Here is a 19,926-nt window from a genome sequence, read left to right as displayed (position 1 = left end):
TTTCGGGTCTAACTTACGCTATCAACTGCGCAAGCCATTCACACCGGAGCCTAAATAGGGTACAAGGCTGCATGAAAATTCCAAAACGACTCCAGCCGCTGGTAGATGACGGGTTAATCGACGATGTCATCCGCCGGTTGAAAAGCGGCAAAGAAGCCGACGTGTTTATCGTGCGCTGCGGCGATGAGATCCGCTGCGCCAAAGTGTACAAAGAGGCCGAGAAGCGCAACTTCAAGCAGGCCGTTCACTATCAGGAAGGGCGCAAGGTGCGCAACAGCCGCGACGCGCGCGCCATGAGCAAAGGCTCCAAATTCGGCCGCCAGCAGCAGGAAGAAGCCTGGCAAAACACCGAAGTGGACGCGCTGTATCTGCTGGCCAAGGCCGGGGTGCGGGTGCCGCAGCCGGATATCTGCCTGGACGGCGTGCTGCTGATGGAGCTAATTACCGACGAAGAAGGTCTGGTGGCGCCGCGCCTGAGCGATGTCATCCTGACGCCGGAACAGGCGCGGGCCGATCACGCCCTGATGATGAACTACGCGGTGCGCATGCTGTGCGCCGGGCTGGTGCACGGCGATCTGTCGGAATTCAATGTGCTGATGGATAAAGACGGGCCGGTGATCATCGATCTGCCGCAGGTGGTGGACGCCGCCGCCAACAACCACGCCAAAAGCATGTTCGAGCGCGATATCAACAATTTGGCGGAATATTATGGCCAATTCGCGCCGGAACTGCGCGACAGCCAATACGCCAAAGAGATTTGGGCGCTGTATCAGGAAGGCAATCTGACGCCGGACAGCGCCCTCAGCGGCCGGTTCAGCGAAATCCAGAAGCGCGCCGATGTCGGCTCGGTGCTGGAAGAGATCCAGGCCGCCAGCGAGGAACACCAGCGCCGCATCATGGCGCGCAACGCGGAAGAGTAACGCGCCGCGCTATTCGACGCGAAACACGTCCGGCCGCTGCGGCGTCGCGGCCTCGTGATAAATATCCCCCAGATAGCCGGCGATCTCCTCTTCGCGCAGATCGGCCGGCAGCACGATATCGTGGCTGGGGGCATACTTGCGCTCCGGCAGCGTCACGCGGAACAGCCGCCACTCATCCCCGATGCGCTTCACGCCCAGCAGACGGCCGAACACGTTAAAAATCATCATCCGCCATTCCCCCTCTCGTCGCTTTCAGGCTATAACACTGTGATGCCGCCGCAGTGAAAAGGAAAGCGTATGAGTGAAAAAACGCCGCAGTTCTGGCGCGATCCGCAGTTGCCGTTCGTCGAAGCCCGCGCCATCGCGGATGGCCGCCAGGCGTGTTACAGCCTGCACAGCCACGAATTCTTTTCCATCGGTGCCATCACCGGCGGCGTCAGCACCTATGTCAACGGCGAGCGGCGCATGCAGGTTAGCGCCGGCGATCTGGTTGTCATCAACCCGCAGCAGGCGCATGCCTGTAATCCGATCGCCGACCGCCGTTGGTCATACATCATGTTCTATCTCGATCTCGCCTGGATCGGCGCGCTGCAGCAGGAGCTGCTCGGGGGCGAAGGCGAGCGTTTTGTCCCCTTCAGCCGGCCGCTCAGCCGCGATCCGGTGCTGTTCCACGGCCTGAATCGGCTTTATGCGCTGCTGACGGATCCGCTGTGCAGCGCGCTGGAAAAACAGATCGCCATGGTGGAGTATTTCAGCGCCCTGCAGATCGGGCTGGGCAGCGGCCGCCAGCCGGAGACACCGCCGCATGCCCGACTGGAAGCGGCGGCGGCGTTTATCGACGCGCACTGCACCCGGCCGCTGACGCTGGACGATATTTGCCGCGCCGCCGCGCTCTCGCCCTCTTACCTGATCCGCGCCTTCCGCCAGCGTTACGGCATGACGCCGCACGCTTATCTGGTCAATCGCCGCGTGCAGCACGGCCATCGGCTATTGAAAAGCGGCCTGCCGATCGCCGCGGCCGCCAGCGAAAGCGGCTTTGCCGATCAGGCGCACTTTCAGCGCACCTTCAAACAGCTGCTGGCCGCCACGCCCGGCCAGTATCAAAAACCCTCCGCCAACAGATAGCAGGCGCTGGCCGCCAGCAACGCCGCCATCACGCGGTTGAAACGCTGTACGTTGCGTGCCTGCCTGAGCAGGCCGCGCAGCATCGCACCGACATAGGCCCAGCAGGCCACTGAGGCATAGCAAATCACGAAGTAGAGCCCGGCGAATTGCCACAGCAGCCGGATGTCGCCGTCGCCGACAAAAGCGCCGAGGCTGGCCACCGACGCCAACCATGCCTTGGGATTCAGCCATTGCATCAGCGCGCCGTACCAACAGGAAGGCGCCTGCGCCGCGCCGTTGCCCAGCCTGCCGTCGTCAAACGCCAGCCGGTAGGCCATAAACAGCAGGAAGGCCACGCCGGCCCACTGAATCAAGCGGGTCAGCGCCGGCCACAGGATCAGCAGTTGGTGCATGCCCAATCCCAGCAGTAACAGCAACAGGGTAAACCCCAGCGTGGCGCCGAATACGTGACGCTGGGTCGCGCCAAAGCCGAATTGCGCCCCGGCGCTCAATGCGACGATGTTGACCGGGCCGGGGGTGATGGAGGCCGCCAGCGCGAACGCGGCCATGGAAAGGTAGATATTCATGATGGGCACCTGAGAAAATATTCACAGGTGCCAGAGTGCCGGGCCGCGCCGACAACGTATTGAACAGAATTGCCCTGTTCAATTTAGCGCACGGCGACGGCCCGGCGGCGCGGCAGCCCAAAGGTGTTGACCGCCATGCCGGCCAGCACCAGCAATGCGCCGCCGAACTGCGCCGGCGACAGCGCTTCGTCCAGCAGCAGCCAGGCGGCAAACAGCCCGACCAACGGTACCAGCAGCGTCAACGGCGCGACGCGCCAGGTTTCGTAGCGCCCCAGCAGGCTGCCCCACACAGAATAACCGAACAGCGTGGCGGCGAACGCCAGATAGGCAATCGCCAGCCAGGTGCCGACCTGCACATGGCTCAGGCTGGCGAGCACCACCTGCGGGCCGTCGAACAGCCAGCTGCAGACCAGGAACGGCACGACCGGGATCGGCGCGCTCCACACCACCAGCGACAAAATGTTGCGCTGCGGGAAACCGGCCAGGATCTTCTTGTTGGTCAGGTTGCCCAGCGCCCAGGAAAACGCCGCCGCCAGGGTCAGCAGCAGGCCCGCCAGGGGGACCGCGCCGCTGCCCGGCTTATGCAGGCTGGCCTGCGCCAGCACCAGCATGCCGCCGCTGGCGATAGCAATGCCGACGAAATGGTTGACGCGCAGCTTTTCGCCCATCAGCACGACACCCAACAGCAGGGTGAAAAACACCTGCGCCTGCAGCACCAGTGAGGCCAGCCCCGCCGGCATGCCCACCTTGATGGCGACGAACAAAAACGCGAACTGCGCGAAGCTCATGGTCATGCCGTACAGCAACAGCCATTTCCACGGGATCGTCGGGCGCGGAATAAAGAAGATCGCCGGCAACGCCACCAGCAAAAAGCGCATCCCAGCCAGCAGAAACGGGGGCATGCCCTGTAAACCGAACTTGATGACGACGAAATTCACACCCCAGATCACCACCACCAACAGCGCCAACAGCCGATCGCGCAATGTCATCCTCGCCCCGCTTATCCCATTGAAAATTCGCTTTACCTTGCAGATTACAACCAAACCGGGGACATGGACACCGGCAAACGCCGGCGCTTATTCCGGCATCAGGCCGATAAAGGTGGTTTTCTTGCGCGGGCCGGTCATCAGCGCTTCCAGCTTCTCCACGCACTGCAGGTAATGCGGGGTCTGCTTATGCGCCGCCACCGCCTGCTCGTCGCGATAGGCTTCGTAGATGTAAAACCGCGTCGGAATATGCTCATCCTGCAGCACGTCGAAGCGCAGGTTGCCCGGCTCTTCGATCGCCCCCAGATGATTGGCGCGGAAAACGTCGATAAATTCGTCGATTTTGTCCTGTTTAACGTTGATCTCTACCAATGTGACGTGCATGACAGCTCCTTGTTTGAACGGCGCGCCGTAGCATGGCGCTTTCCAACCATAGGTTTATTCCCACCGATTGCCCTGCCGCAACGGCAATTTTGCCGCCTGGCTCACAAATCGCACCGGCGATGCCCACCCCACCCCCGGCGAGGGAAGACGGCGGCATCTATAGTTAACACTCCTCCCCCTGAGAGCATAGGCTATGGATAACTACTTGATGGCGCTGGATGCAGGAACAGGCAGCATTCGCGCCGTGATCTTCGATTTGGCGGGTAACCAGATCGCGCACGGCCAGGCGGAGTGGCAACACCTGGCGGTGCCGGGCGTACCCGGCTCAATGGAGTTTGACCTCAACCGCAACTGGCAGCTGGCCTGCCAGTGCATCCGCCAGGCAATGCAACGCGCTGGATTGAGCGCTCAGGCGATCCGCGCGGTGGCCTGCTGCTCGATGCGCGAAGGCATCGTTCTGTACGATCGCAACGGCGTGCCGATCTGGGCCTGTGCCAACGTCGATGCGCGCGCCAGCCATGAGGTCAGTGAACTGAAAGAGCTGCACAACCACGGCTTCGAACGCGAGGTGTATCAATACTCCGGCCAGACGCTGGCGCTGAGCGCCATGCCGCGCCTGCTATGGCTGGCGCACCACCGCCCGGACATCTATCGCCAGGCGGCGACGCTGACCATGATCAGCGACTGGCTGGCCAACATGCTGAGCGGCGAGCTGGCGGTCGATCCTTCCAACGCCGGCACCACCGGCATGCTGGATCTGAGCAGCCGTGACTGGCGGCCGGCGCTGCTCGATATGGCCGGGCTGCGCGCCGATATTCTGTCGCCGGTGAAAGAGACCGGCAGCGTGCTGGGGTGCGTCACCGAACAGGCGGCGCAGGAAAGCGGGCTGCTGCGCGGCACCCCGGTGGTGATGGGCGGTGGCGACGTGCAGCTCGGCAGCCTGGGGCTTGGCATCGTGCGCGCCGGGCAGACGGCAGTGCTCGGCGGCACCTTCTGGCAGCAAATCGTCAACCTGCCGGAGCCGGCCATCGATCCGGAGATGAACATCCGCATCAACCCCCACGTCATTCCCGGTATGGCGCAGGCAGAATCCATCAGCTTCTTTACCGGCCTGACCATGCGCTGGTTCCGCGACGCGTTCTGCGCCGAAGAGAAACTGCTGGCGGAGCGGCTGGGCGTCGATGCCTATAGCCTGCTGGAAGAGATGGCGGCCAGAGTGCCGCCGGGCGCCTACGGCGTGATGCCCATCTTTTCCGACGCCATGCATTTCAAAACCTGGTATCACGCGGCGCCGTCGTTCATCAACATGTCTATCGATCCGGAGCGCTGCAACAAACAGACGCTGTTCCGCGCGCTGGAGGAGAATGCCGCCATCGTCTCCGCCTGCAATCTGGAGCAGATCGCCGCCTTCTCCGGCGTGCAGGCGCGCTCGCTGGTGTTCGCCGGCGGCGGTGCCAAGGGCAAACTGTGGAGCCAGATCCTCAGCGACGTCACCGGGCTGACGGTGCGGGTGCCGGTGGTGAAAGAGGCCACCGCGCTGGGCTGCGCGATCGCCGCCGGCGTCGGCGCCGGGCTGTACGAGTCGCTGGCCGAGACCGGCGAGCGATTGGTGCGCTGGGAGCGCGAGCATCAGCCGGACATGACCCACCACGCGCTGTATCAGGAACAGAAAGAAACCTGGCGGCGGGTCTACGCCGATCAGTTGACGCTGGTGGACAACGGCCTGACCACCTCGCTGTGGAAAGCGCCGGGGCTATAAGCGCCACGCGGCATTCGGTCATAACCTTATGCCGTTTTATTCCTTTCTCTTAGGCGCGGCGCGAGCCGCGTTTTCACTCGCCGCCGCGATTGTTTCCCTTCAGAAACAGTGTAACCACCGCAGATGGATTTATCTGCGCCTTCGGCCTGCCGTAGATTGTGACTTTGATCACGCCGCGCCCCGAGCGCGGCCTGCGCATTCACCTGAGACGAGCGGCATTATGCTGAATAATAAAGATAACTCTGCATCATCCCCGTGGCCGGCGATCTTCTCGCTGACGGTCGCCTGTTTTGTCATGGTCACCACCGAGTTCTTGCCGATCGGCCTGCTGACCAACATCGCCCCTTCGCTCGGCGTCAGCACCGGCACCGCCGGGCTGATGGTGACCATGCCCGGCATCGTGGCAGCGGTGGCCGCTCCCGCATTGAGCCTGATTTCCGGCCGTCTGGATCGGCGTTTACTGATGCTGGGGTTGTCGCTGCTGCTGATGGTGTCCAACCTGGTGGCGGCTCTGGCCGTCAACTTCCCGATGATGCTGCTGGGCCGCGTGCTGCTGGGCATCTGCGTCGGCGGTTTCTGGTCGTTCGCCGCCAACTACGGCCGCCATCTGGTGCCGGAAGCCAGCCAGGGCCGCGCCACCGCGCTGATCCTCAGCGGCATCTCGGTCGGCGCGGTGTGCGGCGTGCCGGCCGGGGCGCTGATCGGCGATCTGTTCGGCTGGCGCGCCGCCTTCTTCGGCGGTGCGGCATTGGCGGTCGGCGTGCTGTTGGCGCAGCTGCGTTTGCTGACCTCGGTACCACCGTCCCGGCCGGTCACACCGCGCGATCTGGTACTGCCGCTGCGCCTGCCGATGGCGCGCATCGGCCTGATCGCCATCGTGCTGTTGTTCATCGGCCACTTCGCCGCCTACACCTACCTGCGGCCCCTGCTGCAGCAGGTGTTCGTCCTCAGCCCATCGGCTATCTCACTGCAGCTGTTGGCCTATGGCGCCATCGGCCTGCTGGGCACCTTCCTCGGCGAGCGTCTGGGGGAATACAGCCTGCGCGCCACCTTCATACTGATCGCCGCCATGCTGGCGGGCATTTTGATCGTTTCGCCGCTGCTCAGCGGCCTCGCCGGCGCCACGCTGATGGTGCTGGTATGGGGGCTGGCCTTTGGCGCCGTGCCGGTCTGCGCCACCAACTGGATGTTCGCCGCCGTGCCGCAGGCGCCGGAAGCCGGTCAGGCGCTATTGGTGTGCGTCATCCAGATCGCGCTGGCTTCCGGCGCCCTGCTGGGCGGCGAGGTGGTGGACTGGCAGGGCGTCAGCAGCGCCATGCTGTTCGGCGGCGCGCTGATCCTTTCCGCCACGCTGGTATTCGGCCTCAGCTTGCGCTCCGGCGCGATTGGCGCTAAACAGTGTTAATCATTATCTATCTGCAGAAACATGCCCCGGCCGTCGCCGGGGCATGGCGTTGAGAACCTATGGACCATCATTTGCTCGCTATCCGGGTATTTAACCGCGTGGTGGAAACCGGCGGCTTTACCCGCGCCGCCGAGTCGCTGGGCATGCCGAAAGCGACGGTCACCAAGCTGATCCAGAATCTGGAGGATCACCTGCAGACCAAGCTGTTCCAGCGCACCACCCGCAGCGTGTCGGTCACCCGCGAAGGTGAATGCTATTACCAGAATACGGTGAAATGGCTGGCGGATTTGGAGCAGATGGAAGGCTGCCTGACCGAATCGCAAAGCTCTCCGCAGGGCGTGCTGCGTATCGACACCGGCGGTGGCACCGCACGTCGCTTACTGCTGCCGGCACTGCCCGACTTTCTGGCACGCTATCCGCAGATACAGATCGATCTGAGCGTCGGCGACCGCGTGATCGATCTGATCAGCGACAGCACCGACTGCGTGATCCGCAGCGGTCCGTTGGCCGACTCCAGCCTGATCGCCCGGCGCCTGTTCGATTTGGACTGGGTCAGCTGCGCCACCCCAGCCTACCTGGCGCTTCACGGTACGCCGCGCCACCCGTGCGATCTGGAACAGGGTTTTCCGATGGTGCACTATCGCCACCCGCTTAACGACCGCATCCACCCGCAGCGCTATGCCGAACACGGCAAAGAGATCGCCATTCAACAGCGCTCCCCGGTCAGCATCAATGAGGGCAACGCGCTGCTGGCGGCGAGCCTGGCCGGATTGGGCATCATCCAGATCTATCGGTTTATGGCGCAGCCGCACCTCGACAGCGGCGAGCTGGTCAGTCTGCTGCACGATTGGCAGCCGCCGCCGGAGCAAATGTACGTGGTCTACCCGTCCAATCGCCACCTCAGCGGCAAGCTGCGGGCGTTTATCGACTGGGCGGTGGAGACGTTTGACAGCGGCAAGATGAGCCGCACGTTGTAGCCGCACGCAGTGTGGTATTATTTGCCGCATAGTGATTCACGACGGACAACCACCATGGCCTATATCCCCAAAAACTATGCGAAGCTGGAAACCGGCTACCGCGAAAAAGCGCTGAAACTGTTCCCCTGGGTGTGCGGGCGCTGCTCACGCGAATTCGTCTATTCCAACCTGCGCGAACTGACGGTGCACCATATCGATCACGATCACAGCAACAACCCCGAAGACGGCAGCAACTGGGAAATGCTGTGCCTGTATTGTCACGACCACGAGCACTCGAAATACACCGAGGCCGATCAATACGGTTCAACGGTGGTGGCCGGTGAAGACGCTCAGAAAGATATCGGCGTCGCCACCCACAACCCGTTCGCCAACCTGAAGGCGATGATGAAGAAGTAACGCCATCGACAGCTTAATGAGCCACTAACTTATTAAGCTGTTAAATTAACAAAAACTCTCTTCCGTTCCGCCACTTCCCAGAGAATTCCTACTTACCCACCCGGCCGATTCACCGCAAAATAAGCTGCGCAGTTAACAACATACTGGCTTGGCAAGCCGCCGCAGTTGGTGCATATTGTTCGCGAGTTGTTCTTGTTAACCTGTTTGATTATCAACCTAATAAGCATATTAACTTAATAAGTTATCAGCTTAATAACTTGAGAGATGGCAGCATGATTGTCCTGATTGGCTCGCAAAAAGGCGGCGTCGGCAAGTCGACGAAAGCGGTGAACATCGCCGGGTATCTGATTCTTAAGCAAGGCAAGACGGCGATCATCGTCGATGCCGACGACCAGAAATCGATCATGACCTGGTACAACGACCGTCAGAACGTCGAGGGGCTGCCGCACATTCCGGTGGTGGCCGCGTCGGGTAAAATCAAGGAAACGCTGCTGGAGCTCGATCGCCATTACGACTACGTGATCGTCGACACCGCCGGCCGCGACAGCGCCGAACTGCGCTCCGGCCTGCTGGCCGCCGATCTGTTCCTCTCGCCGCTGCGCCCTTCGCAGATGGATCTCGACACCATTGGCTATCTGTCGGAGATGTTCTCCACCGCGCAGGAATACAACGAGAAGGTCAAAGGCTACATCGTATTGAACATGTGCCCGACCAATATCTTCATTAATGAAGCCAACGAAGCGGCGCAGGTGCTGAGCGAATACCCGGAGTTCACCCTGGTGAGCAACCGCCTGTGCGACCGCAAGATTTACCGTGACGCCTGGGGTGAAGCCATCACCGTGCACGAGGCGAACAACGAAAAGGCGCAGAGCGAAATTGAATGCCTGGTGAAAGAGGTGATCCTGTGAAAAAACGCACCCCCACCCACCGCATGTCGGAAGACGAATTCATCAACAGCGCCACCTCGCACACGCTGCCGGTCGCGGCGCCCGCGCCAGAAGCCAAACCGGCCGGCCGCAAGCGAACCTATAAGGCGATCTCCGTCAGCCTGACGGACAACCACATTGAGGCTATCGATGAAGTGATCGTGCAGGCGGCGCGCAACGGCATCGTGCGCATCACCCGTTCCGACATCATCAAACTGGCGATCGACGGATTGGCGGAGAAAAGCGAAGCGCAACTGCTGGAACTGCTGAAAAAGCTCTGACCGCACGGCCCGCCGGCTGGCCAAACCGGCGGCTGCCGTTACACCGACGAGAACTCGCGTGGGAACGGCATAGTACGATAGGTTTTGCCGGTGGCCTTATGCAGCGCGCTGGCTATCGCCGGGGCGACCACCGCAGTCGATACTTCCCCGCATCCCTGCGGTGCACGCGCGCTATCGAGCACCACGACCTCCACCTTGGGCATTTCGGCGATCGCGAGCAGCGGATAGCGATCGAAATTCCCTTCCACCACGCCGCCCCGTTCAAAATGCAGCTCGCTGTGCAGACAGGTGGTCAGCGCAAAGCCGATGCCGCCCTCTACGTTGGCACGCACCAGGTTCGGGTTTATCACCTTGCCACAGTCAATCGCACATACCGCGCGCAGCACCCGTAGTCGCCCCCCCTGGATGGCGATTTCAACCACCAAACCGACGTAGGTGGTGAAAGCGTTATTGCGGCCGACCCAAATATTGCACGCCATACCGCGATAAACGCCCAGCGGCGGCTCATGCTGCCAACCGGCCGCCGCCGCGGTGGCGTCCAGGACGCGCAACGCTTCCGGGCTGTCCTGCAACAGATGCCGCCGATACGAATATTCGTCCCGGTTGGCCTTATGGCTGAGTTCGCTGATAAAGCTTTCCAAAAAGAACAGGCTGGCGACGCTGCCGACACCGCGCAGATAGCTCAGGGAGATCGGCTGATCGACGATGCCGGCCTCCACCTTCAGGTGTGGGATGCGATACGGCGTGCTGTAAACGCACTCCACCATACTTTCATCCCATCCCCCGGCCTCGTTGACCGTTTCGCGCCGCATTTGCCAGAAGAGAGACTGCCCGGCATAGCGCGCCCACAGCGCCTGCGGATAGTCGTTTTCATCCAACAGCGCCCGATAATGGCTGATACAGGCCGGACGATAGTATTCATGCCGCATGTCGATCTCGCGCGGATAGATCACTTTGACCGGTTTCCCCACCGCCCGGGAGGCGGCGGTAGCATGCATCACGGCATCCGGCAGATATTTGCGCCCAAAGCTGCCCCCCAGATAGGTCGTATTCACCACCACATCCGTCGGCTTCAGCCCGAACATTTTCGCCAGAACGTTGCGTACCATGTCCTGGCCCTGGAAAGGGCCCCAGGTTTCGATACGGCCCTCTCCGTAATGGCTGGTGGCATTGCAAGGCTCCAGGGTGGCGTGCGCCACATAAGGTGCGCTGTAACGCGCCTCATGCAAGCGTGAACCTTGTTCAGCGCCACGAATCAACGCCGACGCCTCGCCGCGATCGACCGCCGGCACCAGTGTATCGCCATCCAACATCGCCAGATTCTCCGCCGCAATCGCGCTATCGGTCAGCGCTTTTCCTACGCCCGGCAGCCAGTCGACCTCCAGCAAATCCGCCGCCTTTTTGGCCTGCCAGTAGCTCGCCGCCACCACGATCACCGTATTGAGCGACATATCGTGATCCAATCCGACCATGTTGTTCATCGACCACTGCCGGGTCAGCACCAGATCCACCACGCCCGGCATGGCCCGAATCTGCCGTTCATTGCGCACGGCGACCAGCTTTCCGCTGAGATCGGGCACCATCCAGGGAACGCCGATCAGCATCTCCGGCAAGTCGATATCGATACCGTAAATCGCACTGCCGTCCACTTTCTCCGGCGTATCAACCCGCAACAGCGGCTTGCCAATGACACTCTCTCGCTCTTGCGCCTCACTCTTTAAACCAGGCTGCGGATCCAACGGCAGCTCGGCGGCATAGCGCACCAGATCGCCGTAGGCGACCTTGCGCTGCCCGCCTTTCTCAAGCACCCAGCCTTTCTCCGTGCGGCACTGCGCCGGTGAAAGCGCGAAATGTTTTGCGCCGGCCCGCAGAAAAAAATCTCTCGCCTGTGCACCGGCCAGCCGGGCACGCTGATAGAATTTGGTCATGGAGGTTGAGGCGGCGACAAACTGTGCGAAAGCCTCGCCCCCGGCAACCTGACGGTAAGCGTCACGGCCGGTGACGAATTTCACCGTCACCTGCGCCCAATCGGCATCCATCTCCGCCGCCACCACTTCGGCTAGGCCGGTGTAAATCCCCTGCCCGACCTCACATTGCGACACGCCGATAACGATGCGCCCATCGCGATCGATCCAGATCCAATCGTTCAATTCATGCTGACCGTCCGGTGGCGCCACGTCCTGTGAAACCACGGCCGCCAGGCTGCGCGTCGATATCGGCAGCAGCATGGCGGCCACTGCCAACGCGCTGCCTTTTATCAAGGCTCTGCGGGTGATCGCCATACTCAAGATCCTCCCTTGTCCGCGGCGCGGTGCACCGCCGCACGGATCCGGTGGTAGGTGGCGCAGCGGCACAGATTGGTCAGGCCCGCATCTATCTGCCGATCGTCCGGCCTCGGGTGTTCCGCCAGCAGCGCGCTGACCGCCATGATCATGCCTGATTGGCAGTAGCCGCACTGCGGCACATCCTCCGCAATCCAGGCCTGCTGCACCGGATGACGGCGATCGAGGGACAGCCCTTCGATGGTGGTCACCTGCCGATCGCGCACCAATTGCAGCGGATAGCAACATGAACGCACTGCCTTACCGTCGACATGTACCGTACAGGCGCCACAGGCGCCAATACCGCAGCCGAACTTGGTGCCGGTTAACTTAAAATGTTCTCGGATCACCCACAGCAGCGGCGTATCCGGCTCGCCGTTAAATTCGACCGCCTGGCCGTTCAAATTGAACTTCATGCCATCCTCTCTTGGATCAATGCTTCACCCGACGTTTCACCCACGCCCCAATGACGATCAATACCAGCAATACGCCGCCCCAGAACACATAAGGCAATGACGTAATCAACAACGGTTTTTCACCGCCCGCCCGCTGCCGAGCCACTTGCTCCGGCGTTATCCTGACCGCCGGATTGCCGAATTGCTGCAATACGTAATTGCCCAACTCGGCCAGTTGCCGGTCATCCAGGCTATCGGCGAACCCCGGCATCCAGGTCTGCAGCGTCTCCCCCTGGCGCTGCACGCCATGCAGCATCACCATGATCAGGTTATTGGCCTGCTCGCTGCCTACGGTGGAGTTGTGCGTCAAAGAAGGGAAATGGCCGTCGTAAGCCCCCTCGCCGCCCAGGCGATGGCAGCTGGCGCAGGCAGCGGCATACAGCGCCTGCCCAGCAGGGTCGCCTTGGCCACCTCCCTGATAGTGATAGGCCGCTTTCGTTCCTTGTACGGTGACAAGCGGCGGCGTCTGTTTGAGCCAGTCGGCGATGGCGTCGAGATCGTCGTCACTCAGGAAACGCAGGCTATGCTCCACCGCCTCCGCCATGCCGCCGGCCGCCTGAGCTTTGTCATTGCGCCCGGTACGCAGATACTGCACCAATTCTTCCCGGCTCCAGCCGCCGATGCCGCTAACGGGATCCGAGGTGATATTCGGCGCGATCCAACCGCCTGCCTCTCCGCCCGCCAGGTAGCGATCGCCGCGTTCAGCCATCATCCCATTACGTGGGCTGTGACACGCCGAGCAATGCCCCAACACATCCACCAGATAGCGACCACGCGCCTTCTTCCCGTCTTCATCGATGGGCGTTTTTTTCAGAAACAGCCAGTTCCAGCCGTGGATCGCATAACGCCAGGAAAAAGGGAACGTCAGTTGGGTTTCAGGCACCGCGCGATCGACCGGTGCGACCCCGGCCATAAAATAGCGATACAACGCGTGCAGATCGTCATCGCTCAACCCCTGATAAGCGGTATAGGGCATGGCGGGATACAAGGGTTGACCGTCCCGCCGAATGCCCTGCGTTAAGGCGCGGCGAAACTGCGGTTCACTGTAGTCGCCAATGCCGGTTCCTTTGGCGGGCGTGATATTACTGGCGATGATGTCGCCCATCGGCGAAGCGATGGCATAACCGCCGACATAGGGGGCGTCCTGTTGGGCGCTGCCGCGGTGACAAGCCGCGCAATCTGCGGCGGTAGCCAGGTATTTTCCCCGTGCGATGACCTGTTGGTCATTCTGGCTGGCGAAGACCGAGCAGGAGAAGATCCCCAACGCGATAACGCACCGCTGTTGTGCTCTCCGCCAGCGGCCGTTCACGCTTCACCTTCCGGCTTCATCGCCCCCGCTCGCTCCTCCGCCAACAGCGCAAACTCGTCCGGCAACAGATTGTCCTGTTCGAGCATCGCTATCGCGTTATGTTTGATGCCAAACAATACGCGGTAAAAAGCCTCCAGATCGTCGGCCGAAATACCGCTAAGCAGCTTTTGCCGCGCCTGTTGGCTGGAATGATCCAACTGCGCCAGCATCTCCTGCCCGGCCTCGGTCATTCTCACGCCTTTGGCGCGCTTATCTTCGGACAGAGCATCGCGAGCGATAAGCCGATTTTTTTCCAGAAACAGCAGCGCGCGCGACATCGTCGAGACTTCGGCGTTCAAATGCTGCGAAACGTCTTTCAACGTGCAGCCCTCCCCCAAGTCGGCAATCGCACTCAGCGCCAGCCAATGCGGGCGCGTCAGATTGGTCATTTTCACCGACTGGTCCATCGCCGTGCGCCACAGGCGATTGGTCACATCCAGATGGATGCCCAGCGCAGCAGGGAGTTTACGTGGTTGTGGCATATCGGATTGCTCTCGATTATTTATTTGCTTGTGCAAACAAATAGTAGATCGAACATGAGAACAGGATCAAGCAGATGAGGGAAAATAAAGTAAAAACGAGTTAATACATTTGGTTAGTTCGTATCGCACGGCATACGCTCCCCCACGACGGGGAGCGATAAGAAAAATTCAGTTCCCCGCCACCTCGCACCGGTAGTCCTGAATTTCACCGGCCGAGCCCAGGTTGAGATCGGTCAACTTCAAACGGTTTGCCAACAGCAGCATTTCGCCCTGCGGGCTGACCGCCAGCGCCAGGCCGTAATTGCCGATGCTGTCGCCCTGCTCGACCACGTAGTTTTGCAACAAGCGGAAAGGATCTTCCTGGGTTAAATCGGTGCCCGCCAATTTTCTGGCCAGATAGTGATGGCCGACTAATTTCACCGCCAGCGGCCGCCACTGTTGATCTAATTGCTCCGCCTGTTCCCCCAGCGCGTTATAGACATCCTGGCGCAAGCAGGCAACGTGAATATGCAGCTGATTTTGAGAGCGGCCATATTTCGAATTGACCGCCAGAGAAACCCATGCGTCTTTTAACGGTTTACCCAGCTCGCCGGATATATGTTCCCTATTATTCCAGGCCTGGGAGAAATAAGGCGGCGTCCGATCCGCTTGCAATATCGGGCTCTCGATGCCGCTGACCTTTTCGGTCGGCATCACCAGATCGTGATAGGGGCCTTTGCTGTCCTTAAACAGCACATAATCCTCGGTTAAATCAACCTTTAAGCAGGGCGCCGGATCGTGGTTCTGCTGCTGATTGGGCACGCACTGTTGGCTGACGATTTGCCACAGCGCATTCGGATTGCCGCGCCCGAAGAACCACCACAGCACCGCCGCCAGCAGCAAAATGACAAGCAAAATAATTAATAGTCTGAAAAGTCTTTTCATCGCGACGCCCTGTTTATCTATTCCATACCGAAAGGAGCGCCAGCATAAACCAAGGCTCTGGCATCGACCAGAATATTATCCTTAATGTCACCTTTCATTGACGTCTTGTTAGCAATGGATAATTAAAAATAAGCCTCCACCTGAGTAATTTAAGGTAAATTAATACCGCAGGTTGAATATGAGTGTGATATAAGCAGCCGGGACTCTCTTTATATAAGGAACCGATAAGATGCCAACGATGGGCAAATCCCTCCATTACCTCGACGTAGGGTCGGGCTTTCCGTTGCTGCTGGGCCACAGCTATCTGTTCGATCTGAATATGTGGGCGCCGCAGTTTGAAGCGCTGGCTAAACGCTACCGCCTGATCGTGCCGGATCTCTGGGGCCACGGCGATTCACCGGCGCTGCCGCCCGGGCGAAATAGCCTGTCGGATATCGCCGCCGACCATTTGGCGCTGATGGATCGTTTGGATATCGAAGAATTCGGCATCGTCGGCCTGTCCGTCGGCGGCATGTGGGGCGCCGAACTGGCGGCGCTGGCGCCGGAGCGGGTGAAAGTGCTGGCGCTGCTGGACAGCTACCTGGGTGACGAAACCCCAGAAGCGCGGCAGCGCTATATGGGCATGCTGGCCGCCGTGGAGCAGGCCGGCGCCATCGCGTCGCCCCTGCTGGAACATGTCGCGTCGCTGTTTTATTCCGATGATGTCCCCGATGCCTTATTGCAATCGCTGTTGTGTCAGCTCCAGAACCTGCCTGCCGATCGCCTGCGCGAGAGCATCGTACCGCTGGGCCGGATGATCTTTGGCCGCCCCGACAAGCTGGCGCTGCTGGAACACATCTCCGCCGCCAGCATCGTCATTACCGGCGCACAGGATAAGCCGCGCCCACCGGCAGAGGGCCAGCGCATGGCGGATCTTCTCGGCTGCCAACATGTGCTGATCCCCAACGCCGGGCATATCAGCAACAAGGAAAACCCGGCGGCGGTCAACGAAACGCTGCTGGCATTTCTGGCTGAAAACACCACGCCGCTGTTCTGGTAAGATTCTCCGGGCCGCCAGGCCCGGCGAGTCATTCCGTACGCCGCATAAATCCGTGTCGGCTCAGTATGCCCTGCCCTTGTTCGCTCAAGATAAATGCGGCCAACCGCTGCGCACCGTCATCCAACAGGCATAAACCATAATCCGCCTCGATATCCAACGGTGGCGCCAGCGGCCGCACCGCCAACGCCGGGTAGGCCGCCAACGCCGGCGCATAGCTGCCGTAGCCGAGAAAAATATCTGCCTGCCCGCCGGCTATCAGATATTCCGCCGCCAGTCGGCCTGCCGGCACCGGGGCAGAATCTATCCCGCCGACTAACGGTAACGCCCGCCGTCGTAGCGCTTCCCCCTGCCCCGGCCAGTATTGCTCGCAGCGTTCAAAAAGCTGCAGCGCATAATCGCCGGAAGGATCCGCTCCCGGTGTCGAAGTGGCCAGCCGCCAGCGCGGATCGCACAATACCTCAGGAAGCGGACGCTCAATTAATGCCGGCACGTTGCGAACCGTCACGCAGAGCCGATTGCGCGCAAAAACCTGCACCGCCCCCGCCATCCCGAGATCCGCCAACCTTTGCGGGTGCGCCACGTTGGCCGAGGCGAACAGCTGTGGCCGCTCGCCGTTCTCTATCCGTTGGCGCAACAACCCCGCCGGGCCGAATTCCGCCGAAACCTTTTGCCCGGTGTCGCGCTGAAATGCCGACAGCAGCGGCGTAAACGCCAGCCGCAGGCTGCCGGCGGCAAACAGCAGGATATCACTCATCATGTCGCTCCAATTGGCTGCGATACAGCGGCACCAGCGTCGCGTAGCGGCGGCCCGCCACCGTCAGCGGCACCCGTTCGATCGCCAGGCCGAACAAGGGTGACAGGGAATGTGCCGTTAACACCTCGCGGCAGGCCCCTAGCCGGCTGCGCCCTTCCTTGCCCAGCAGCAAAGCCCGATCCGCCACCGCATGTGCATGGTTGGGCTGATGCGTGGAGAACACCACCGCCAACTGCTGTTCCCGCGCCAGGCGCGCCATCAGGCTCAATACCCGATCCTGGTAGTGCAGATCCAGCGCCGAAGTCGGTTCATCCAGAATCAACACCTCGCAGCGCATCGCCAATGCGCGGGCGATCATCACCAACTGGCGTTGGCCGCCGGATAGGCTGCCAAACTCACGCTGTGCCAGGTGCTGTAAATCCAACGACTGCAGCGCTTCTCTGGCCAGCCGATGATCCTTGGCTGACGGTGAACGGAACAGGCCAACATGGCGCGCCCGTCCCATCAACACGATATCCAGCACCCGATAGGCAAACGGCGGCGAAAAGTGCTGCGGGACAAAGCCCATCTCACCACTGCGCTCAATCTCGCCGGATTGCGGCGTCAGGCTGCCTAACAGCAGCTGCAGCAGCGTGCTTTTACCGCGCCCATTCGGGCCCAATACCGCCAGCACTTCACCGCGCCGCAGCTGAATATCCAGGTGTTGGAACAGCGGGGGCCCGCCAGGCCAGGCAAAACTCACGCCCTTGGCGGCCAATAACGTGTCAGTCATGCCAGCCTCTCACTTGCGCGCGGCGCAGCAGCAGTGCGAACAATGGCGCGCCAATCAGCGCAGTCAAAATGCCCAGCGGGATTTCGCTGCTGCTCAACGTGCGCGCCAAATCGTCGATCAACAGCATGTACAGGGCGCCCAGGCAAAGCGAAGCCGGCAACAGGCGCCGGTGATCCGGCCCCACCAGCCGTCTTGCGACGTGCGGGATCACCAAGCCGACCCACCCGATGCTGCCGCTGACCGCCACCTGAGCGGCCACGATGGCGGCACACAGCGTCAGTATCAGCCAGCGGGTACGCTCAACGTTGATGCCGAGCGCACCGGCATCTTCATCGCCTAACGACAGCAGATTGATGCGCCAGCGCAGCGCCAGCAGCAGACCGCCGGCCAACAGTAAAGGTAAAAACAGCATCAGCAGCTTTTGCCGATCGGCGGTGGCAAAGCTGCCGAGCAGCCAAAACACGATGCTCGGCAGCTTCTCTTCGGTATCCGCCAGATATTGCATCAGGCTAACGCAGGCGGAGAAAAAACCGCTGAGGATCACCCCCGCCAGTACCAACGAGAGAATATTGCGCCGTGCAATGGCGCTGGTGAGGGTGAAAATCAACAGCAGTGCCGCCATGCCGAAAACAAAAGCCGACAGCAGCAGCGCCGCCAACGGCAGGCTGAGCAGGATAGCCAGCGTACCGCCAAAGGCCGCGCCGGAAGACACGCCGATAATATGCGGATCGACCAGCGGATTGCGAAAGACGCCTTGCAAAGCCGCGCCACACAGGGCCAGCGCCGCGCCGGCGCCCATCGCCAACAGCACCCGCGGCAAGCGCACCCCCAGGATCACCTGGCGTTGGACAGCATCGATGCCGGCATAATGCTGCCCGGTGAATGGCTCCAGCAAAATCATCAGGCTGTGCGTAATCGGCACCTGAAAGCGGCCAACACCGAGCGAAAACAGCGCGCAGCACAGCGTCAGCAGCGCCAACCAACCCAGCTTCATTGCCCGCTCTGGCAACAGGTGGCGCGGTAATAGCGTTGATAGTAAGTATCGACCCGCTGCTGCAGATGGATATCGGCAAAACGCTGCGGGTAAAGTTTTTTCGCCATCCACAACTCACCCAACGCCATCGCCTCCGGCATCGGATATCCCCAGGCCTTGGCGTACTCCGGCATCAGGTAGACCCGCTTATTCTTCACCGCGTCAATCGGCTGCCACTGCGGTGACGTCAGGATCTGTTTCACCACGTCCGGGTAGCGTTCTTGCACGAAAATCACCGCCGGATCCCACTTCAGGACATCCTCGATAGAGACCTGTTTAAACCCCTGGATCTCTTTCGCCGCCACGTTGAGCGCACCCGCGTGCCGCATCATCAACCCGGTATATTTGCCGACACCGTAGGTGGTGAGATCGGGGTTGGCCATATACACCCGCACCCGCCGATCGTCCGGCAGCGTGCCCAGCCGTTCGGCGACCAGGGTACGCTGCTGAGTGACGTCCTTAATCAGCGCTTCGGCCTGAGGCTGACGCTCCATCACCTCGCCAATCAGCCGAATACCGTCCTGCAGCCCCAGCGTATAGGCCCGATCTTCATCGCTCAGTTGAGGGTTCATTTTGCCCGCCTGATCGGCCGCCTCGCGGCGCAGCGAGATAGCCACCACCGGAATGCCCACCCGTTCGATCTGTGCAATCATTTCCGGCGGCGCATAGTTGGCCACAAACACCACCTGTGGATGCAGGCCGAGCAGGCTTTCAATATTCACCGAAGTCAGATCGCCCGGCATCGGCAGGGTTGCCAGCGTCGGTGCCAGCCGCAGGTAGTTTGGCCCCAGCTGCTTTTTCCAACTGCTAAGCACGCCGACCACCTGCGGCATCGCATCAAGCTGCACCAATAGGTTCAGCGTCTGGTGTTGCAACACCACGGCACGGGTAATGTGATCGGGCAGCGTGACCTGACGGTTGAGCTGATCGGTGACCTGGCGATCCGCCAGGGCGGCGGTAGAGAACAACGCGAGCGCCAGCATCAGGCGCGGGAGAAAGTTAAACATGGCAGTGACCGGTTGATTATCGTTATATATCTAATAATATAGCGATGGGCATGGCGAAACAATCAG

22 protein-coding genes are annotated in these 19,926 nt (G+C 61.0%); 9 read left to right on the top strand and 13 right to left on the bottom strand.

All coding sequences use genetic code 11. The features are described 5' to 3' along the window. The first annotated feature begins 71 nt into the window (after window positions 1-71). Window positions 72-920 (top strand): PA4780 family RIO1-like protein kinase, encoded by an 849-nt coding sequence (locus ACMGGW_RS05210; protein ID WP_025302000.1) that lies wholly within the window; start codon window positions 72-74, stop codon window positions 918-920. A 9-nt stretch (window positions 921-929) separates the two neighbouring features. On the opposite strand, the gene ACMGGW_RS05205 is transcribed toward ACMGGW_RS05210, so the two are convergent. Then, window positions 930-1,148, bottom strand: a complete 219-nt coding sequence (locus tag ACMGGW_RS05205; protein ID WP_025301999.1) for a DUF7661 family protein — start codon at window positions 1,146-1,148, stop codon at window positions 930-932. 69 nt (window positions 1,149-1,217) lie between these two features. Here ACMGGW_RS05205 and ACMGGW_RS05200 point away from each other — a divergent pair, with 69 nt between their 5' ends. After that, on the top strand, window positions 1,218-2,045 hold the full coding sequence (locus ACMGGW_RS05200; protein ID WP_197758601.1) for a helix-turn-helix domain-containing protein: 828 nt from the start codon (window positions 1,218-1,220) through the stop codon (window positions 2,043-2,045). On the opposite strand, the gene ACMGGW_RS05195 is transcribed toward ACMGGW_RS05200, so the two are convergent. From ACMGGW_RS05195 to lsrG, 3 genes are all read right to left on the bottom strand, one after another. Next, window positions 2,021-2,611, bottom strand: coding sequence for a LysE family translocator (locus tag ACMGGW_RS05195; RefSeq protein WP_043136876.1), 591 nt, complete (start codon window positions 2,609-2,611; stop codon window positions 2,021-2,023). The genes ACMGGW_RS05200 and ACMGGW_RS05195 overlap by 25 nt on opposite strands. Before the next feature lie 83 nt (window positions 2,612-2,694). Beyond that, the gene (locus ACMGGW_RS05190; protein ID WP_025301996.1) at window positions 2,695-3,600 is read right to left on the bottom strand and encodes an EamA family transporter; all 906 of its coding nucleotides are present in this window, start codon (window positions 3,598-3,600) and stop codon (window positions 2,695-2,697) included. An 87-nt stretch (window positions 3,601-3,687) separates the two neighbouring features. Further along, window positions 3,688-3,981: a (4S)-4-hydroxy-5-phosphonooxypentane-2,3-dione isomerase gene (gene lsrG / locus ACMGGW_RS05185; RefSeq protein WP_033642299.1), complete on the bottom strand. Its 294-nt coding sequence runs from the start codon at window positions 3,979-3,981 to the stop codon at window positions 3,688-3,690. Between the two features lie 193 nt (window positions 3,982-4,174). Between lsrG and lsrK the strand changes: the two genes are divergently transcribed. The 6 genes from lsrK (at window position 4,175) to ACMGGW_RS05155 (ending at window position 9,725) form a co-directional block, all read left to right on the top strand. Beyond that, window positions 4,175-5,740 (top strand): autoinducer-2 kinase, encoded by a 1,566-nt coding sequence (lsrK, locus tag ACMGGW_RS05180; protein WP_025301994.1) that lies wholly within the window; start codon window positions 4,175-4,177, stop codon window positions 5,738-5,740. Window positions 5,741-5,960: 220 nt separating this feature from the next. Further along, entirely contained in the window at window positions 5,961-7,145 is a 1,185-nt protein-coding gene (locus ACMGGW_RS05175; protein WP_089180663.1) for an MFS transporter, read from the top strand. Window positions 7,146-7,204: 59 nt separating this feature from the next. Continuing rightward, window positions 7,205-8,122 carry a LysR family transcriptional regulator gene (locus ACMGGW_RS05170; RefSeq protein ID WP_049203865.1) on the top strand — a complete coding sequence of 306 codons (918 nt, stop codon included), beginning with the start codon at window positions 7,205-7,207 and terminating at the stop codon, window positions 8,120-8,122. Between the two features lie 54 nt (window positions 8,123-8,176). Further along, on the top strand, window positions 8,177-8,518 hold the full coding sequence (gene yajD, locus ACMGGW_RS05165) for an HNH nuclease YajD (protein WP_004939576.1): 342 nt from the start codon (window positions 8,177-8,179) through the stop codon (window positions 8,516-8,518). A 272-nt stretch (window positions 8,519-8,790) separates the two neighbouring features. After that, a complete protein-coding gene (locus ACMGGW_RS05160) occupies window positions 8,791-9,426 on the top strand; it encodes an AAA family ATPase (RefSeq protein WP_025301991.1) in 636 nt (211 codons plus the stop codon). Continuing rightward, entirely contained in the window at window positions 9,423-9,725 is a 303-nt protein-coding gene (locus tag ACMGGW_RS05155; RefSeq protein ID WP_025301990.1) for a hypothetical protein, read from the top strand. Before ACMGGW_RS05160 ends, ACMGGW_RS05155 begins: the two co-directional genes overlap by 4 nt. Before the next feature lie 38 nt (window positions 9,726-9,763). On the opposite strand, the gene ACMGGW_RS05150 is transcribed toward ACMGGW_RS05155, so the two are convergent. From ACMGGW_RS05150 to ACMGGW_RS05130, 5 genes are all read right to left on the bottom strand, one after another. Continuing rightward, on the bottom strand, window positions 9,764-12,007 hold the full coding sequence (locus ACMGGW_RS05150; RefSeq protein ID WP_167324925.1) for a xanthine dehydrogenase family protein molybdopterin-binding subunit: 2,244 nt from the start codon (window positions 12,005-12,007) through the stop codon (window positions 9,764-9,766). Window positions 12,008-12,009: 2 nt separating this feature from the next. Continuing rightward, entirely contained in the window at window positions 12,010-12,462 is a 453-nt protein-coding gene (locus tag ACMGGW_RS05145; RefSeq protein WP_043136855.1) for a (2Fe-2S)-binding protein, read from the bottom strand. Between the two features lie 16 nt (window positions 12,463-12,478). Then, complete coding sequence (locus tag ACMGGW_RS05140; protein ID WP_240275381.1) at window positions 12,479-13,810, bottom strand: cytochrome c; 1,332 nt, start codon at window positions 13,808-13,810, stop codon at window positions 12,479-12,481. Then, window positions 13,807-14,331 carry a MarR family winged helix-turn-helix transcriptional regulator gene (locus ACMGGW_RS05135; protein WP_049208938.1) on the bottom strand — a complete coding sequence of 175 codons (525 nt, stop codon included), beginning with the start codon at window positions 14,329-14,331 and terminating at the stop codon, window positions 13,807-13,809. The genes ACMGGW_RS05140 and ACMGGW_RS05135 overlap by 4 nt, the downstream gene beginning before the upstream one ends. 168 nt (window positions 14,332-14,499) lie before the next feature. Then, window positions 14,500-15,255: a CDP-diacylglycerol diphosphatase gene (locus ACMGGW_RS05130; RefSeq protein WP_188016111.1), complete on the bottom strand. Its 756-nt coding sequence runs from the start codon at window positions 15,253-15,255 to the stop codon at window positions 14,500-14,502. Between the two features lie 238 nt (window positions 15,256-15,493). Between ACMGGW_RS05130 and ACMGGW_RS05125 the strand changes: the two genes are divergently transcribed. Then, window positions 15,494-16,294 (top strand): alpha/beta fold hydrolase, encoded by an 801-nt coding sequence (locus ACMGGW_RS05125; protein WP_149570890.1) that lies wholly within the window; start codon window positions 15,494-15,496, stop codon window positions 16,292-16,294. Between the two features lie 28 nt (window positions 16,295-16,322). Here ACMGGW_RS05125 and ACMGGW_RS05120 read toward each other — a convergent pair whose 3' ends face one another. Genes ACMGGW_RS05120 through ACMGGW_RS05105 form a run of 4 tightly spaced genes read right to left on the bottom strand, consistent with a single transcriptional unit; the run spans window position 16,323 to window position 19,860 of the window. Beyond that, window positions 16,323-17,048, bottom strand: a complete 726-nt coding sequence (locus tag ACMGGW_RS05120) for a substrate-binding domain-containing protein (RefSeq protein WP_197790770.1) — start codon at window positions 17,046-17,048, stop codon at window positions 16,323-16,325. Further along, a complete protein-coding gene (locus ACMGGW_RS05115; protein ID WP_197832337.1) occupies window positions 17,041-17,820 on the bottom strand; it encodes an ATP-binding cassette domain-containing protein in 780 nt (259 codons plus the stop codon). The genes ACMGGW_RS05120 and ACMGGW_RS05115 overlap by 8 nt, the downstream gene beginning before the upstream one ends. Continuing rightward, window positions 17,813-18,814: a FecCD family ABC transporter permease gene (locus ACMGGW_RS05110; protein ID WP_049295215.1), complete on the bottom strand. Its 1,002-nt coding sequence runs from the start codon at window positions 18,812-18,814 to the stop codon at window positions 17,813-17,815. Before ACMGGW_RS05110 ends, ACMGGW_RS05115 begins: the two co-directional genes overlap by 8 nt. Continuing rightward, window positions 18,811-19,860: an ABC transporter substrate-binding protein gene (locus ACMGGW_RS05105; RefSeq protein WP_197790615.1), complete on the bottom strand. Its 1,050-nt coding sequence runs from the start codon at window positions 19,858-19,860 to the stop codon at window positions 18,811-18,813. The genes ACMGGW_RS05110 and ACMGGW_RS05105 overlap by 4 nt, the downstream gene beginning before the upstream one ends. Between the last annotated feature and the right edge of the window lie 66 nt (window positions 19,861-19,926).

The organism is Serratia sp. BNK-4, from assembly GCF_048685115.1.
GTDB lineage: Bacteria > Pseudomonadota > Gammaproteobacteria > Enterobacterales > Enterobacteriaceae > Serratia > Serratia bockelmannii.
Note: the sequence above shows the minus strand (reverse complement) of the source record. Positions and strands in the feature narration are given on the sequence as shown.

Coding starts and splice junctions, on each gene's coding strand:
- ACMGGW_RS05130 (WP_188016111.1), bottom strand. CDS start 15,255: ATGAAAAGACTTTTCAGACTATTAATTATTTTGCTTGTCATTTTGCTG.
- ACMGGW_RS05120 (WP_197790770.1), bottom strand. CDS start 17,048: ATGAGTGATATCCTGCTGTTTGCCGCCGGCAGCCTGCGGCTGGCGTTT.
- ACMGGW_RS05200 (WP_197758601.1), top strand. CDS start 1,218: ATGAGTGAAAAAACGCCGCAGTTCTGGCGCGATCCGCAGTTGCCGTTC.
- ACMGGW_RS05195 (WP_043136876.1), bottom strand. CDS start 2,611: ATGAATATCTACCTTTCCATGGCCGCGTTCGCGCTGGCGGCCTCCATC.
- ACMGGW_RS05125 (WP_149570890.1), top strand. CDS start 15,494: ATGGGCAAATCCCTCCATTACCTCGACGTAGGGTCGGGCTTTCCGTTG.
- lsrK (WP_025301994.1), top strand. CDS start 4,175: ATGGATAACTACTTGATGGCGCTGGATGCAGGAACAGGCAGCATTCGC.
- lsrG (WP_033642299.1), bottom strand. CDS start 3,981: ATGCACGTCACATTGGTAGAGATCAACGTTAAACAGGACAAAATCGAC.
- ACMGGW_RS05160 (WP_025301991.1), top strand. CDS start 8,791: ATGATTGTCCTGATTGGCTCGCAAAAAGGCGGCGTCGGCAAGTCGACG.
- ACMGGW_RS05135 (WP_049208938.1), bottom strand. CDS start 14,331: ATGCCACAACCACGTAAACTCCCTGCTGCGCTGGGCATCCATCTGGAT.
- ACMGGW_RS05170 (WP_049203865.1), top strand. CDS start 7,205: ATGGACCATCATTTGCTCGCTATCCGGGTATTTAACCGCGTGGTGGAA.
- yajD (WP_004939576.1), top strand. CDS start 8,177: ATGGCCTATATCCCCAAAAACTATGCGAAGCTGGAAACCGGCTACCGC.
- ACMGGW_RS05190 (WP_025301996.1), bottom strand. CDS start 3,600: ATGACATTGCGCGATCGGCTGTTGGCGCTGTTGGTGGTGGTGATCTGG.
- ACMGGW_RS05175 (WP_089180663.1), top strand. CDS start 5,961: ATGCTGAATAATAAAGATAACTCTGCATCATCCCCGTGGCCGGCGATC.
- ACMGGW_RS05210 (WP_025302000.1), top strand. CDS start 72: ATGAAAATTCCAAAACGACTCCAGCCGCTGGTAGATGACGGGTTAATC.
- ACMGGW_RS05110 (WP_049295215.1), bottom strand. CDS start 18,814: ATGAAGCTGGGTTGGTTGGCGCTGCTGACGCTGTGCTGCGCGCTGTTT.
- ACMGGW_RS05150 (WP_167324925.1), bottom strand. CDS start 12,007: ATGGCGATCACCCGCAGAGCCTTGATAAAAGGCAGCGCGTTGGCAGTG.
- ACMGGW_RS05105 (WP_197790615.1), bottom strand. CDS start 19,860: ATGTTTAACTTTCTCCCGCGCCTGATGCTGGCGCTCGCGTTGTTCTCT.
- ACMGGW_RS05205 (WP_025301999.1), bottom strand. CDS start 1,148: ATGATGATTTTTAACGTGTTCGGCCGTCTGCTGGGCGTGAAGCGCATC.
- ACMGGW_RS05145 (WP_043136855.1), bottom strand. CDS start 12,462: ATGAAGTTCAATTTGAACGGCCAGGCGGTCGAATTTAACGGCGAGCCG.
- ACMGGW_RS05115 (WP_197832337.1), bottom strand. CDS start 17,820: ATGACTGACACGTTATTGGCCGCCAAGGGCGTGAGTTTTGCCTGGCCT.